The sequence below is a fragment of the Arthrobacter sp. R4 genome, from assembly GCF_051365025.1.
Lineage (GTDB): Bacteria > Actinomycetota > Actinomycetes > Actinomycetales > Micrococcaceae > Arthrobacter.
Map to the genome: position 1 here is coordinate 80,678 of NZ_JBLWIJ010000001.1, position 12,007 is coordinate 92,684.

Annotated in this window: 10 protein-coding genes and 1 tRNA gene; 7 read left to right on the plus strand and 4 right to left on the minus strand. The window is 65.4% G+C overall.

Translation table 11 applies throughout. The features are described from left to right. Positions 1-43 precede the first annotated feature (43 nt). The gene (locus ACLKOZ_RS00390) at positions 44-1,708 is read left to right on the plus strand and encodes an ABC-F family ATP-binding cassette domain-containing protein (protein WP_436472185.1); all 1,665 of its coding nucleotides are present in this window, start codon (positions 44-46) and stop codon (positions 1,706-1,708) included. Further along, positions 1,705-3,618, plus strand: coding sequence for an ABC transporter ATP-binding protein (locus ACLKOZ_RS00395; RefSeq protein ID WP_436472186.1), 1,914 nt, complete (start codon positions 1,705-1,707; stop codon positions 3,616-3,618). Before ACLKOZ_RS00390 ends, ACLKOZ_RS00395 begins: the two co-directional genes overlap by 4 nt. A 61-nt stretch (positions 3,619-3,679) precedes the next feature. Here ACLKOZ_RS00395 and ACLKOZ_RS00400 read toward each other — a convergent pair whose 3' ends face one another. From ACLKOZ_RS00400 to ACLKOZ_RS00410, 3 genes are all read right to left on the minus strand, one after another. Continuing rightward, the gene (locus tag ACLKOZ_RS00400) at positions 3,680-4,111 is read right to left on the minus strand and encodes an NUDIX hydrolase (RefSeq protein ID WP_436472187.1); all 432 of its coding nucleotides are present in this window, start codon (positions 4,109-4,111) and stop codon (positions 3,680-3,682) included. Next, positions 4,108-4,599 (minus strand): DUF6314 family protein, encoded by a 492-nt coding sequence (locus ACLKOZ_RS00405; RefSeq protein WP_376045293.1) that lies wholly within the window; start codon positions 4,597-4,599, stop codon positions 4,108-4,110. Before ACLKOZ_RS00405 ends, ACLKOZ_RS00400 begins: the two co-directional genes overlap by 4 nt. A gap of 1 nt (position 4,600) precedes the next feature. Then, positions 4,601-4,673: transfer RNA gene (locus ACLKOZ_RS00410), tRNA-Arg, on the minus strand. An 83-nt stretch (positions 4,674-4,756) separates the two neighbouring features. Here ACLKOZ_RS00410 and ACLKOZ_RS00415 point away from each other — a divergent pair. After that, on the plus strand, positions 4,757-5,518 hold the full coding sequence (locus ACLKOZ_RS00415; protein ID WP_436472188.1) for a DUF998 domain-containing protein: 762 nt from the start codon (positions 4,757-4,759) through the stop codon (positions 5,516-5,518). 28 nt (positions 5,519-5,546) lie between these two features. Here the strand turns inward: ACLKOZ_RS00415 and ACLKOZ_RS00420 are convergent, their stop codons facing one another. Continuing rightward, positions 5,547-6,194, minus strand: coding sequence for a hypothetical protein (locus ACLKOZ_RS00420; protein ID WP_436472189.1), 648 nt, complete (start codon positions 6,192-6,194; stop codon positions 5,547-5,549). A 32-nt stretch (positions 6,195-6,226) separates the two neighbouring features. On the opposite strand from ACLKOZ_RS00420, the gene ACLKOZ_RS00425 reads away from it, so the two are divergent. From ACLKOZ_RS00425 to ACLKOZ_RS00440, 4 genes are all read left to right on the plus strand, one after another. Continuing rightward, positions 6,227-7,057 carry an inositol monophosphatase family protein gene (locus tag ACLKOZ_RS00425; RefSeq protein WP_436472190.1) on the plus strand — a complete coding sequence of 277 codons (831 nt, stop codon included), beginning with the start codon at positions 6,227-6,229 and terminating at the stop codon, positions 7,055-7,057. A gap of 106 nt (positions 7,058-7,163) precedes the next feature. Continuing rightward, on the plus strand, positions 7,164-9,656 hold the full coding sequence (gene pcrA, locus ACLKOZ_RS00430) for a DNA helicase PcrA (protein WP_436472224.1): 2,493 nt from the start codon (positions 7,164-7,166) through the stop codon (positions 9,654-9,656). A gap of 109 nt (positions 9,657-9,765) precedes the next feature. After that, a complete protein-coding gene (locus ACLKOZ_RS00435) occupies positions 9,766-11,064 on the plus strand; it encodes a glycosyltransferase (protein WP_436472191.1) in 1,299 nt (432 codons plus the stop codon). An 18-nt stretch (positions 11,065-11,082) separates the two neighbouring features. Next, the gene (locus tag ACLKOZ_RS00440; protein WP_436472192.1) at positions 11,083-11,790 is read left to right on the plus strand and encodes a hypothetical protein; all 708 of its coding nucleotides are present in this window, start codon (positions 11,083-11,085) and stop codon (positions 11,788-11,790) included. The last annotated feature ends 217 nt before the right edge of the window (positions 11,791-12,007 follow it).

The window sequence follows — 12,007 nt, forward strand, 5'->3', positions numbered from 1 at the left end:
CAGCGGGGTCCCGCCGTCCGGCAGCATCGAGAGGATCGACCCCATGACTGCAACCCTGGTTGCCAAAGACCTTTCCGGCGGCCACGACCACCGGACGCTCTTCTCCAAGCTTTCCCTGACCGTATCCCCGGGTGACGTTGTGGGGGTGGTGGGAGCCAACGGCGCCGGCAAGTCCACCCTGCTGCGGCTGCTGGCTGGAGTTGACCAGCCGCAGGGCGGTTCCGTCAGCCTGGCCCCCGCCGATGCCTTCGTGGGATGGCTGCCGCAGGAGCACGAACGCGTGGCGGGCGAAACGGTTGCAGCCTACATCGCACGCCGCACCGGCTGCGCCCAGGCGACGGCGGAGATGGAATCCACCGCCGAGGCCCTGGGTTCCGGTGCCCCCGGGGCCGACGACGCCTACTCCCTGGCTTTTGACCGCTGGATGGCCTCCGGGGCAGCCGATCTGGACGAGCGCATCCCCCCAGTGCTTGCAGACCTGGGGCTGGAGACCGGCACTGACGCTCCCATGACAGGCCTCTCCGGCGGCCAGGCCGCCCGTGTTGCCCTTGCCGCCCTGCTGCTCAGCCGCTTCGACATTGTGCTGTTGGACGAGCCCACCAACGACCTTGACCTCGCGGGCCTGGCCAAACTCGAGGCGTTTGTGCAAGGACTGCGGGGCGGTGTGGTGCTGGTGTCCCACGACCGCGAATTCCTGGCCCGCTGCGTCACCACCATTGTGGAACTGGACCTGGCCCAGAACTCGGTGGCGGTCTACGACGGCGGTTACGAGGCCTTCCTGGAGGAACGCGCCGTGGCCCGCCGCCACGCACGGGAACGCTTCGAGGAATTCGCCTCCACGAAGGCGGATCTCGTCTCGCGCGCCCGGACACAGCGTGAGTGGAGTTCCCAGGGCGTGCGGAACGCCATGAAGAAAAGCCCCGACAACGACAAGATCCGCCGCGCCGCGAGCACCGTGTCCTCCGAGAAGCAGGCCCAGAAGGTCCGGCAGATGGAGTCCCGCATCGCCCGGCTGGACGTAGTGGAGGAACCGCGGAAGGAATGGCAGTTGCAGTTCACCATCGGCCAGGCGCCCCGCTCCAGCGCGGTGGTGGCAACGCTGCGGGACGCAGTGGTCAAGCAGGGCGACTTTACGCTGGGCCCCGTCAACCTCCAGCTCAACGCAGGAGAGCGGATCGGCATCACAGGACCCAATGGAGCGGGCAAGTCGACGTTGCTGCGGCTGCTCCTGGGCATCCAGGCACCAGACTCCGGCAACGCAGCCATGGGTGCCTCGGTGGCCATCGGAGAAATTGACCAGGCCCGCGGACTTTTGGCTGGCCACCTCACCCTGGCAGACGCCGTCGAAGCCGTCCTCACGAACCTGACGGCGGCGGAGGTCCGCACACTGCTGGCCAAATTCGGGCTGAAGGCCGACCATACGGCCCGCCCCGTGAATTCCCTCTCACCCGGGGAACGGACGAGGGCCGCACTGGCCCTGCTGCAGGCCCGCGGCGTCAACCTGCTGGTACTGGACGAGCCCACCAACCACCTTGACCTCCCGGCCATCGAACAGTTGGAGGAGGCACTGGGAAGTTATGAGGGCGCTTTGTTGTTGGTAACCCATGACCGGAGGCTGCTCGAAAACGTTCAGCTCGACGTCCGGTGGAATGTGGAAGATGGAATGGTAACTGAATTGATGACCGGCGCGACGGGGCAGCAGCTATGAGCATGGATGGCGCCGCCTGGCACACCCTGTACAGCATCACCCGCGCAAAGAGCGGCTCCAAGCCCTTCTCCAAGGAAACCCTGAAACGGGTTCTGGGCTTTGCCCGCCCGCACCGCGGAAAACTGATAGCCTTCGTGGCGCTTTCGGTTGGGATGGCCTTCCTGGCAGTAGCCACGCCTGTCCTGGCTGGCCAGGTGGTTGACGCCATCGTGGCCCAGGCAGGCACGGACCAAGTCATCCGGCTGGCCGTGCTGATCGCCGTCGTGGCCGTGGCCGAAGCCGGACTGGGGCTGGTCAGCCGCTGGCTGTCCTCCACCATCGGCGAAGGCGTCATTGTTGACCTGCGCACCAAGGTCTTCGACCACGTGCAGAAGATGCCCATTGCGTTCTTCACCCGCACCCGGACCGGCGCCCTGGTCAGCCGCCTCAATAACGACGTCATCGGAGCGCAGTCCGCCTTCGCCGGGACCCTGTCCGGGGTGGTCAGCAACGTCGTGGCGCTGGTCCTGACGCTGATCGTTATGCTCGGCACGTCCTGGCAGGTCACCGTGCTGGCCATGGTCCTGCTGCCGATCTTCCTGATCCCCGCACGCCGCATGGGTTCCCGCCTTGCTGACCTCCGCCGCGAAGCCGCCGAACATAACGCCGCCATGGGCACCCAGATGACAGAGCGCTTCTCCGCCCCTGGCGCCACGCTGGTCAAGCTGTTCGGCCGGCCGGACGAAGAATCACATGAGTTCGCGGTCCGGGCCGGCCGGGTCCGTGACATCGGCGTCCGCACGGCCATGCTGCAGTTCACCTTCGTCACGGCGCTGACCCTGGTTTCGGCCCTCGCCCTTGCCCTGGTCTACGGACTGGGCGGTGTGCTGGCCATATCCGGCCAGCTTGCTCCGGGCGACGTGGTGGTGCTCGCGCTGCTGCTGACGCGCCTGTACGCACCGCTGACTGCGCTGTCCAATGCCCGGGTGGAAATCATGAGTGCCCTGGTCAGCTTCGAGCGGGTCTTCGAAATCCTGGACCTGAAGCCACTGATCCAGCAGAAGCCCGACGCCGTCGAGGTACCGCAGGGACCCGTCTCCGTGGAATTCCACGACGTCCGTTTCGCCTACCCTTCGGCGGACAAGGTGTCACTGGCCTCCCTCGAAGAAGTGTCCACCCTTGACACCCGCGGCGGCGAAGAGGTGCTGCACGGCGTCAGCTTCCGGGTGGAACCGGGGCAGACCGTGGCCCTGGTGGGCTCTTCCGGTGCGGGAAAGTCCACCATTGCCCAGCTGCTTTCAAGGCTGTACGACGTCGACTCCGGCGCCGTGCGGCTCGGCGGCACCATTCCGGGGACGGGGCTGGACGTCCGCGACGCCACCTTCGATTCCCTGCGTGACACCCTGGGCATGGTGACCCAGGACGGGCACCTCTTCCACGAGAGCATCGCCTCCAACCTCCGGCTCGCCAAGCCGGACGCCACCGACGACGACATGTGGGAAGCCATCCGGCAGGCCCGCCTCGAGACGATGATCCGGTCCCTTCCCGACGGCCTGGACACCGTGGTGGGGGAGCGGGGATACCGTCTTTCCGGCGGTGAACGCCAGCGGCTCACCATCGCCAGGCTGCTCATTTCCCAGCCCAGGGTGGTCATCCTCGATGAGGCGACTGCCGCACTCGACTCCACCAACGAAGCTGCCGTGCAGGCGGCCTTGGGCGCGGCGCTCGAGGGGCGCACCGCCGTCGTGATTGCCCACAGGCTCTCCACCATCCGCGCTGCCGACGTGATCCTGGTAGTCGAGGACGGCCAGATCGTGGAGCGCGGAACACACACGGAGCTGCTGGCGGCCGAGGGTCGCTATGCGGAGCTGTACCGGACGCAGTTCGCGGAGGCCACTGCGGTGGCCGCGGAAGCCGTTCCGGAGTTCTAGCGGTTTTGCCCAACTAGGTAGCAGCAGATGTCGTTTTGAGCCGTCAAAACGACATCTGCTGCTACCTACTTGGGCCGGGGCGCAGTGTGGCCAGTTCTGGCAGGATGTGGTCTGTCAGGAGCGGCGCGAGGTCCGCGGGCAACCTGGCTCCCTGATCCAAGGCAGCCAGGTCTAGCCAGCGGATCTCGTCGATCTCGGCCGAGGGGTGCGCCGTCCACGTCCCCGGAGCGGTGAACACGGTTGCCTCAATGTCGGTGGAGGCCTCGTTGGCGGCGTCCGCGATCCACACGCCCATCAGCTGTAGCTCGTCCGGATCCACGATGATCCCCACTTCCTCCTGGAGCTCCCGGGCTGCAGCGTGGGCGGCGGTTTCGCCCGGTTCGGGCTTGCCGCCGGGGTGCATGAACATGCTGGTGCCGCGTTTGCGGACGGTCAGGAGCCGCCCGGCGGCGTCGAAGACACAGACGGCGGACACAACGATGCGGGCTTTCACGGTTTCGAGCCTAGCCGGTTCAACGTGGACGATAGCAGCAGGTCCTTGCTGGGCCCGCGGACGTCCCAGGTGTAGCTAAACCGGTCCGGGCCCTCCAGCGCATAGGCCACCCGGTAGGTGTCGGGATCGCACCAGTGGTTGTCCAGGTTCGCTTCCGGCGTGAAGCTCATCCGGTGGAAGGGCCGCCCGTCGGCAAAGAATACGTCCATCGCATCACGCTGTTCAGCGGGCTTGAGAAGGTACTCGCGGGAGGCCGGGCCCGTGAAGGTAGGCCAGCGCATGGTCCCCTCTTCGCGAAGGTGCAAACCGCCGTCGTCCGTGGAGGAAAAAAGTACGACGCCGGAAAAGGTTCCGCGGGTGCCTGCCGTCCGGTCCAGCAGCTGCCGTTCAACGGCCCAGCGTGCAGCCTGCGACGGACCGAGCAGGTAGGCGCGGAGATCAAAATCCGCCCCCGTCTGCCCGGGAGCCTGGGGTTCAGGAAGGTTCAAGTGCCCTCGATTGGAATCGAACCAACGACACCGGCTTTAGGAGAGCCGTGCTCTATCCACTGAGCTACGAGGGCGCGCATCCGCTGTACCGGCAGGGCCGGTCCGTCCGGACACGGATATAAGCATACAAGGTGGGAGGCCGTACTACGCTCTTGGCATGAGATCAGGCCCGACGTCCGCTCCAGCCACCGTTTACATCCCGGACACGGCCTCCACCCGCCAGTACGTCGGTGCCTGGTCCGTCCTGAGCGTCCTGCAGTATTTTGCCGCGGAAACAGCGGTGATCGGGGCGTGGGCCGGACCGCAGCCCTATGACCGACGGACTGGCTACATCAGTGACCTGGGCGCGGTTCATTGCGGGATCTACGACGGCCGGGACGTGTGCTCGCCGCTGCATTGGCTCATGAACGCCTCGTTCGTCGTCCAGGGGCTGGGCATGCTCCTCGGGGCGCTGCTGCTGAGTTCCGGGCTGTTGTGCATCGCCGCCCGGGCGGGTGTGCGCGTCCATCCGGGGCGCAGGAAACCCTGGTTGGCGGCCCTCTGGATGCGGGCACTGACCGGGATCGCGGGAGCAGGCACGGTCATCGTGGGGCTGGTTCCCGAGGACGTGGGCTCAGCCTGGCATTTTGCCGGTGCAGTGATGTATTTCATCGCCGGGGCCGCGGCACTGCTTGTGCTGGGCATACTGTGGCTGAACCAGACACCGTTGGGATGGTTCATCCTGGCGTGCGGCGTGGTGTCCGCCGCCGCGCTGGTTACTGGTGGACTGACAAGGATGGACGTTCCCGAACCCGGCACCCTGGAGCGGCTGATGGGCTATCCCGTCACCGTGGGAATGGCGGCCGCCGGGCTGGTGGTCGCGCAACGGGTGCACAGGCACCGCCAGGAAGGCCGCCTTCACCCATCCGTTGCTCCGTAAACGCCGTTTAGGGAGCTCAAAAGGGCTGTTACGGAGCAGTCGATGGGGAGTTGGCTTTCTGCCGCGGCCGCTTGCCCAGGAACACTGCCGCCGCCCCGGTCAGCAGGCTGAGGACGAACAGTACCCACCCGGCAACGGTGAGGCTGGACGCCAAGGCGACCTGGCCGGCGTCGGGCGTTCCTGCCGCCAACGCCGTGTCGATGGCGACGTTGCCCCACAACCGGACTACCACGAACAGCAGCGGGACTGCCCAGAGGGCCCACCGAAGGGCCTTCCGGGCCACGTTCGTGCCGATCAACAAGAGCCAGGTGAAACCAAATATCAGCGGGAAGAGTGTGCCGGCCGTCTTGTGCACGTAGTTGAGCTGGCCGCGGGCGTCGTCGTTCATGGCAGTATGCAGCTCGCCGACGTAAGCGGTGTCGAAGCCACCTACCAGCGAATCCGGCATAGCCAGCCCGCTGGCGAGCTGCCGCAGCTGGTCCAGGGTCAGCAGGTGGACGTACCAGAACAGGAACAGGCTGGCCACGACCCCGGCGATGACGATCAGGTTGCTGTTGTTCCGGGCTGTCTGCGGGGACCGGTCAGTGGTGGGATTGATCACCGGCGGGAGGTGGTGCTGCGGAACAGCCGCCTTGGAGCCGTGCTTCTTGATCCGCTGCGCAGGTGTCTTGGCCATGCCACCATTATCCCGCCCCATAAACTGGGTGCATGACCATAGGCCGGCATAGCGCTGTTGAACTTGACCCCTCACTGGACGACTACCAGCTGGCATCCGCGCTGGTCCGGGAGGCGGGGCAGTTGGCGCTGCTGATGCGTATGGCCGGCCTCCAGTCCCAGCAGAAAACCTCCGTTTCTGACGTGGTAACGGCCGCGGACCATGCGGCTGAGGCGTACGTCCTCGAGCAGCTCCGCCGCTGCCGCCCCGAGGACGGCATCCTGGGTGAGGAAGGCGCCTCGGTGCGGGGAACCAGCGGGCGGACCTGGGTCATCGACCCCGTGGACGGCACGTACAACTTCCTCCACGGCTCCACCTACTGGTGCTCGGCCATCGCGCTTAAGGACTCCTCGGACGTGCTGCTCGGAGCTATTTTCCAGCCGGAAGAGGACAAGCTCTGGCTGGGCGGCAGCACGCGGAAGGCGACCCTGAACGGCGAGAGCCTGGGGATCTTCCGCGACAACAACGGATCCCGCAACGGCACCCCGGTGGCGGAGCTCGGCGCGGCAACGTACATCCATCCCACGTGGCTGATGGATCCGCTGTGCGCAATGCCCTGGCACGCTGCCGCAACCTCCGCCGCGGCTCTGCGGATGCTCGGCTCCGGGTCCTGCGACCTGGGGCGGGTGGCCGACGGCCAGCTGGGCTGCTGGTTCCAGCACAGCTGCCCCGAGTGGGACTGGCTCCCTGGCAAGGCGATCGTCCGCGCCGCCGGCGGTGCCACGGACACGGTCCGGATCAACGGCCTGGAATGGTTCATGGCTGGAGGCACGACGGCGGTACGCGAGTTGCGTGCGGCCCTTGAGTCCGGCTCGGTGGCCTGAGCCCCGCTGCCTGGGAGATGTTGGTGTCGCGCGGGCTTGCTCGCAGTAATCCACAGGCCGGAAGTGAGTGTCGGCCCCACCGCCTAGACTTGTAGGCACCATGGATATGTTGTTTGACCCGTACTCTGACGGACCGTTCAAGGCCGCCCCGGCGGCCGCTGCCCGCACCAAGTCGCGCCCTGAGGGCTTGGCGACGGCCGCCGAAATGGGAGGCGGCGGGGGAGGCCGGAGCGCGGAAACCCACCAGGCCGCGCACCACCGGCCGGACGCCGCGGAGCTCCTGCAGGGACTCAACCCCCAGCAGGAAGAAGCCGTCAAACATGCCGGCAGCGCCCTGCTGATTGTGGCGGGCGCAGGTTCGGGCAAAACCCGTGTCCTCAGTAACAGGATCGCCTACCTGATCGCCACCCGCCGGGCACACCACGGCGAGATCCTGGCCATCACGTTCACCAACAAGGCGGCCGCGGAAATGCGGGAGCGCATCGAGGCGTTGGTGGGCGCCCGGGCGAAGATTATGTGGATCTCCACTTTCCACTCCTCCTGCGTACGCATCCTGCGGCAGGAAGCGGCCAATATCGGCCTGAAGTCCAACTTCTCCATCTACGACTCAGCGGACTCGCTCCGGCTGGTCACGCAGGTGTCCAAGAGCCTTGACCTTGATCCCAAGAAGTTCGCGCCCAAGGCCATCCAGCACAAGATCTCGGCGCTCAAGAATGAGCTCATCGATGCCGATTCCTACGCTTTGTCCGCCAACCACAACGACCCCTTCGAGTCCGCCGTGGCGGACGTCTTCAAGGGCTACACCCAGCGGCTGCGCCAGGCCAACGCCATGGACTTTGACGACCTCATCGCGGAGACCGTCTACATGTTCCGGGCATTTCCTGCGCTCGCGGATTCCTACCGGCGGCGGTTCCGGCACGTCCTGGTGGACGAGTACCAGGACACCAACCACGCCCAGTACGCGCTGGTGCGCGAAATCGTAGGCGAAGGGCCCGGCGCGTCCGAGCTCACTGTGGTGGGCGACTCCGACCAATCGATCTACGCCTTCCGCGGCGCCGACATCCGCAACATCGTGGAGTTCGAAAACGACTACCCTGAGGCGCGCACCATCAAGCTGGAGCAAAACTACCGCTCCACCCAGAACATCCTCAGCGCCGCCAACTCCGTCATCTCGCGGAACCCCAACCGCCCCGAGAAGCGGCTGTGGACGGCCGAGGGCGAGGGCCACAAGATCATCGGCTATGTGGGCGAAAATGAGCACGACGAAGCCCAGTTCATTGCCAAGGAAATCGACCGGCTCCAGGACGAGGACAACCTGCGCCCCGGCGACGTCGCCATTTTCTACCGCACTAACGCCCAGTCCCGCTCCATCGAGGATGTCCTGGTGCGCGTCGGCTTGCCGTACAAGGTGGTGGGCGGCACGCGATTCTACGAGCGCAAGGAAATCAAGGACGCCCTCGCGTACCTCCGCGTCCTGGTTAACCCGGACGACGACGTCAACCTGCGGCGCGTTCTGAACGAACCCAAGCGCGGAATCGGCGACCGCGCCGAGGGCGCCGTGGCCGCGCTGGCACAGCGGGAGCGGATGTCCTTCATGGCTGCGGCCCGCCGTGCCGAGGAAGCCCCGGGCATGGCCACCCGTTCCGTCAACGCGGTGCTGGGCTTCGTGAAACTTCTCGACGACCTCGCTGAGGTAGCGGCAGGCTCAGGCGCCGCCGCGGCCCTCGAGGCGGTATTGGAGCAGACCGGTTACCTCGCAGGCCTGCGTTCGAGCACCGACCCCCAGGACGAGTCCCGCGTGGAAAACCTGGCGGAACTCGTCGCCGTCGTCCGCGAGTACGAGCAGGAGAATCCGGAGGGGACGCTGGGCGCCTTCCTGGAACAGGTCTCGCTGGTGGCTGATGCTGACCAGATCCCGGACGCGCCGGGTGCTGATATCGATGCCGCGGTGGCGGAAGCGAAGCGGCTGGGAGTGGTCACCCTGATGACCCTCCACACAGCCAAAGGACTCGAATTCCCGGTGGTGTTCCTGACCGGGATGGAGCACGGGCTTTTCCCTCACCAGCGGTCCGCCACGGATCCGAAGGAACTTGCCGAGGAGCGGCGGCTGGCCTATGTGGGCCTGACCCGCGCCCGCAAACGGCTATATGTCACCCGCTCCGAGGTCCGCAGCATGTGGGGCCAGAGCCAGTACAACCCCGCCAGCCAGTTCCTGGAGGAAATCCCGGCCGAGCTGATGGAGTGGAAGCGGGAAGGCACCAGTCGGCAGTCCAGCGGCGGCTGGGGCGGTGGATCCATCGGGTCCAACCGGTACAGCGGATCCTTCTGGGGTGCCGGCACGGCACGAGGGGCGGCGGCCGATTCTTCGGCCGGTTTCAACGCGGACGTTCCCGCGGCCATCGCGAAGAACCGCGTGCAGCCGCAGAAGGAAATTGTGGCAGTCAGCGTGGGGGACAAGGTCAACCACACGAGCTTCGGCAACGGGACGGTGCTGGCACTGGAAGGGGCCGGCGACAAGACCGTGGCAAAGGTTAAATTCGATGTGGGGGAGAAGCGGCTCCTCCTGCGGTACGCGCCGTTGACCAAGCTCGACGCCTAGGCTGCCTGCCCTTGTCCAAGGACTGGGTCTGTCATACAGTTCAGGAACGCGCGGGCAGCCACGGAACCGGGCTGGGGCGTATCCATAACGGCAGATTCGGGGCACTACCGTGAAGATCCTGTTCGCAAGCCAGGCAATCGACGGCCACTTCAACCCGATGACAGGGGTGGCGATGCGGCTTAAGGACCGCGGCCACGAGGTTGCCTGGTACACGGGTCCCACTTTCGCTGACCGGCTCCAGAGCCTGGGGATCCGGCATTTCCCCTTCCGCCGGGCCATCGAGCACCGGGCTGACAACCTGAACGAACTGTATCCGGAACGGGCTAAGCTCAAGGGCCCATTGGCGATCGGTTTCGACGGGGAAAAGATCTTTGCCAGCAACGTCAGCAATTTTTTCGAGGACATCCGGGAGTTGGAAGCGGACTTTCCCTTCGATGTTGCGGTGGTGGACAGTTCCATGTTCATTCACCGGCTGGTTTCCCACTTGATGGGCAAGCCCCTGGTGAATTTTGTAGCTATCCCGAACATGGAGAGCGACCTCTTGGTGCCGCCGCTGTTCTTTGGGTTCAAGCCGCCCCGCAATCCCGTGGAACGGGTGGTGCAGGCTGCGGCAGGCCTTCTTTCCGACAAGGTCATCCTGAGGCCTGCCAGCCAAAGCTACCGGCGGCAGCACGATGCCTATGGCCAAGTGGTACCCCGCCGCGGGCGGTTGACCGACGAGCCCTACCGTTGCTCTGAAGCCATCATCCAGACGGGCCCGGAGTCGTTCGACTTTCCGCGCAGGCACGTCAACCCGAAAGTCCATTACGTGGGAGCCCTCCTGCCCTATCGGCCCACAACTCCAGCCGGTCCGGAGGCCGGTGACGGCGAGGCATGGCCCGCCTATCCTGCCACTTTGGTGGTGACGCAAGGGACAGTGGACAACCTGGATCAGGACAAACTGATCATTCCCGCCCTCGAAGCCGTGAAGGACATGGACGCCCTGGTGATCGTTGCGACCGGCGGCCGTGGAACGGAGGCGCTCAAGGCCAAATACCCACAGCCCAACATCGTCGTCCGGGATTTTGTCGATTTCGCCCGCGTCTTCGAGTTCACCGATGTGTTCATCACCAACGGTGGCTTCGGAGGTGTGCAACTGAGCCTGTCGATGGGTGTTCCGTTGGTGGTTTCGGGCATCAACGAGGGAAAGAGCGACGTCAACGCCCGGGTGGAATATGCCGGTGTAGGCATAAACCTCCACTCGGACTCCCCAAAGCCAGCCGCCATTGCCAAAGCCGTGGAGAATATTCTGGCCAATCCCAGCTGGAAAGAGCGCGCGCGGAAGATGCGGGAGCAGTTCGACCGGACGGATCCAGCTGAGGCTGCTGCCGCCGTCGTCGAGGGTGTGCGGAAGCCGACCGGCGGATAAGGTCACCGGACCGGCATAATGGAGCCCATGCGACGGACTGTCTTGGGGATCCTGGCCGCCTTCTTCCTGCTGGCTGGCACTGCGTGCACCATCACCACCGAGGACCCCGGCTACGTGGCTCCGCCGCCGCTGCCCGCACTGAAACAACTGGAACAGGCGGCCCTGGTGGATACTGCCCCGTTCAGGGCCGGCGAAGACATCCTGTCCTTCGTGACCGAGGACCGCAGCGTCGTTTGTTCGCTGACCTCGGCCCGGGGTGAACACGTCAACCTCCCCTATGAGCGGAACAACTTCAGTGACGGCGCGAACAACAAACTGCCCACCGTTCCCGTGGCGCACTGCGAGCTCGCGAAGTTTCCCCTGCCGGCAGCCGATGACGTGAAGGACGATTGCGCCGGCACGGGCCTGGGGTATCTCGGCGGAACCGCGCTTCTGACCCCGGAATCTGCCACGTATGGGGGGTGCCGTTCCGGCGTCACACAAATGGAGGCAGCTTATGGGCCGAAGGGAAACAAAACCGGCACGATCACCCAGCTGCCGGTGCTTGCCGAGGGACAGAACCTGGAGCGGAACGGGCTGCGTTGTTCGGCCTACAACGGCGGCGTGGCGTGCGGAAACGTGTCCGCCGGCGTCGGTTTTTTTGTTGCCAGGGACCGCTACGAACTTATTTCCGAGGCTTCAAGACCTGCTTCCCCGGCCCCGTCGGAGGCCGCAAAAACCCCGTAATCTAGGGCTTTTTCTACGTCCCATAGAATAGTGTCCTTACTCACATAAGCGGTAGTCTGGGACGGGCCGGTCCCCACAAAGGACTAGAGTTCCCCATGGAGCATCACGCCGCGTGGCTCGTTTCCAACAGGCCGCCGGTGCGTGCAATTCCGCAGCCCGGTCACCGTCTTCGATGGTGTCCGACTGTACAGAAACTACTTCGACGTAGAAGGACACT

Bases quoted from the DNA above. Each gene is read 5' to 3' on its own strand.
- ACLKOZ_RS00390 (WP_436472185.1), top strand. From the start codon at position 44: ATGACTGCAACCCTGGTTGCCAAAGACCTTTCCGGCGGCCACGACCAC.
- ACLKOZ_RS00395 (WP_436472186.1), top strand. From the start codon at position 1,705: ATGAGCATGGATGGCGCCGCCTGGCACACCCTGTACAGCATCACCCGC.
- ACLKOZ_RS00415 (WP_436472188.1), top strand. From the start codon at position 4,757: ATGAGATCAGGCCCGACGTCCGCTCCAGCCACCGTTTACATCCCGGAC.
- ACLKOZ_RS00420 (WP_436472189.1), bottom strand. From the start codon at position 6,194: ATGGCCAAGACACCTGCGCAGCGGATCAAGAAGCACGGCTCCAAGGCG.
- ACLKOZ_RS00425 (WP_436472190.1), top strand. From the start codon at position 6,227: ATGACCATAGGCCGGCATAGCGCTGTTGAACTTGACCCCTCACTGGAC.
- pcrA (WP_436472224.1), top strand. From the start codon at position 7,164: ATGTTGTTTGACCCGTACTCTGACGGACCGTTCAAGGCCGCCCCGGCG.
- ACLKOZ_RS00440 (WP_436472192.1), top strand. From the start codon at position 11,083: ATGGAGCCCATGCGACGGACTGTCTTGGGGATCCTGGCCGCCTTCTTC.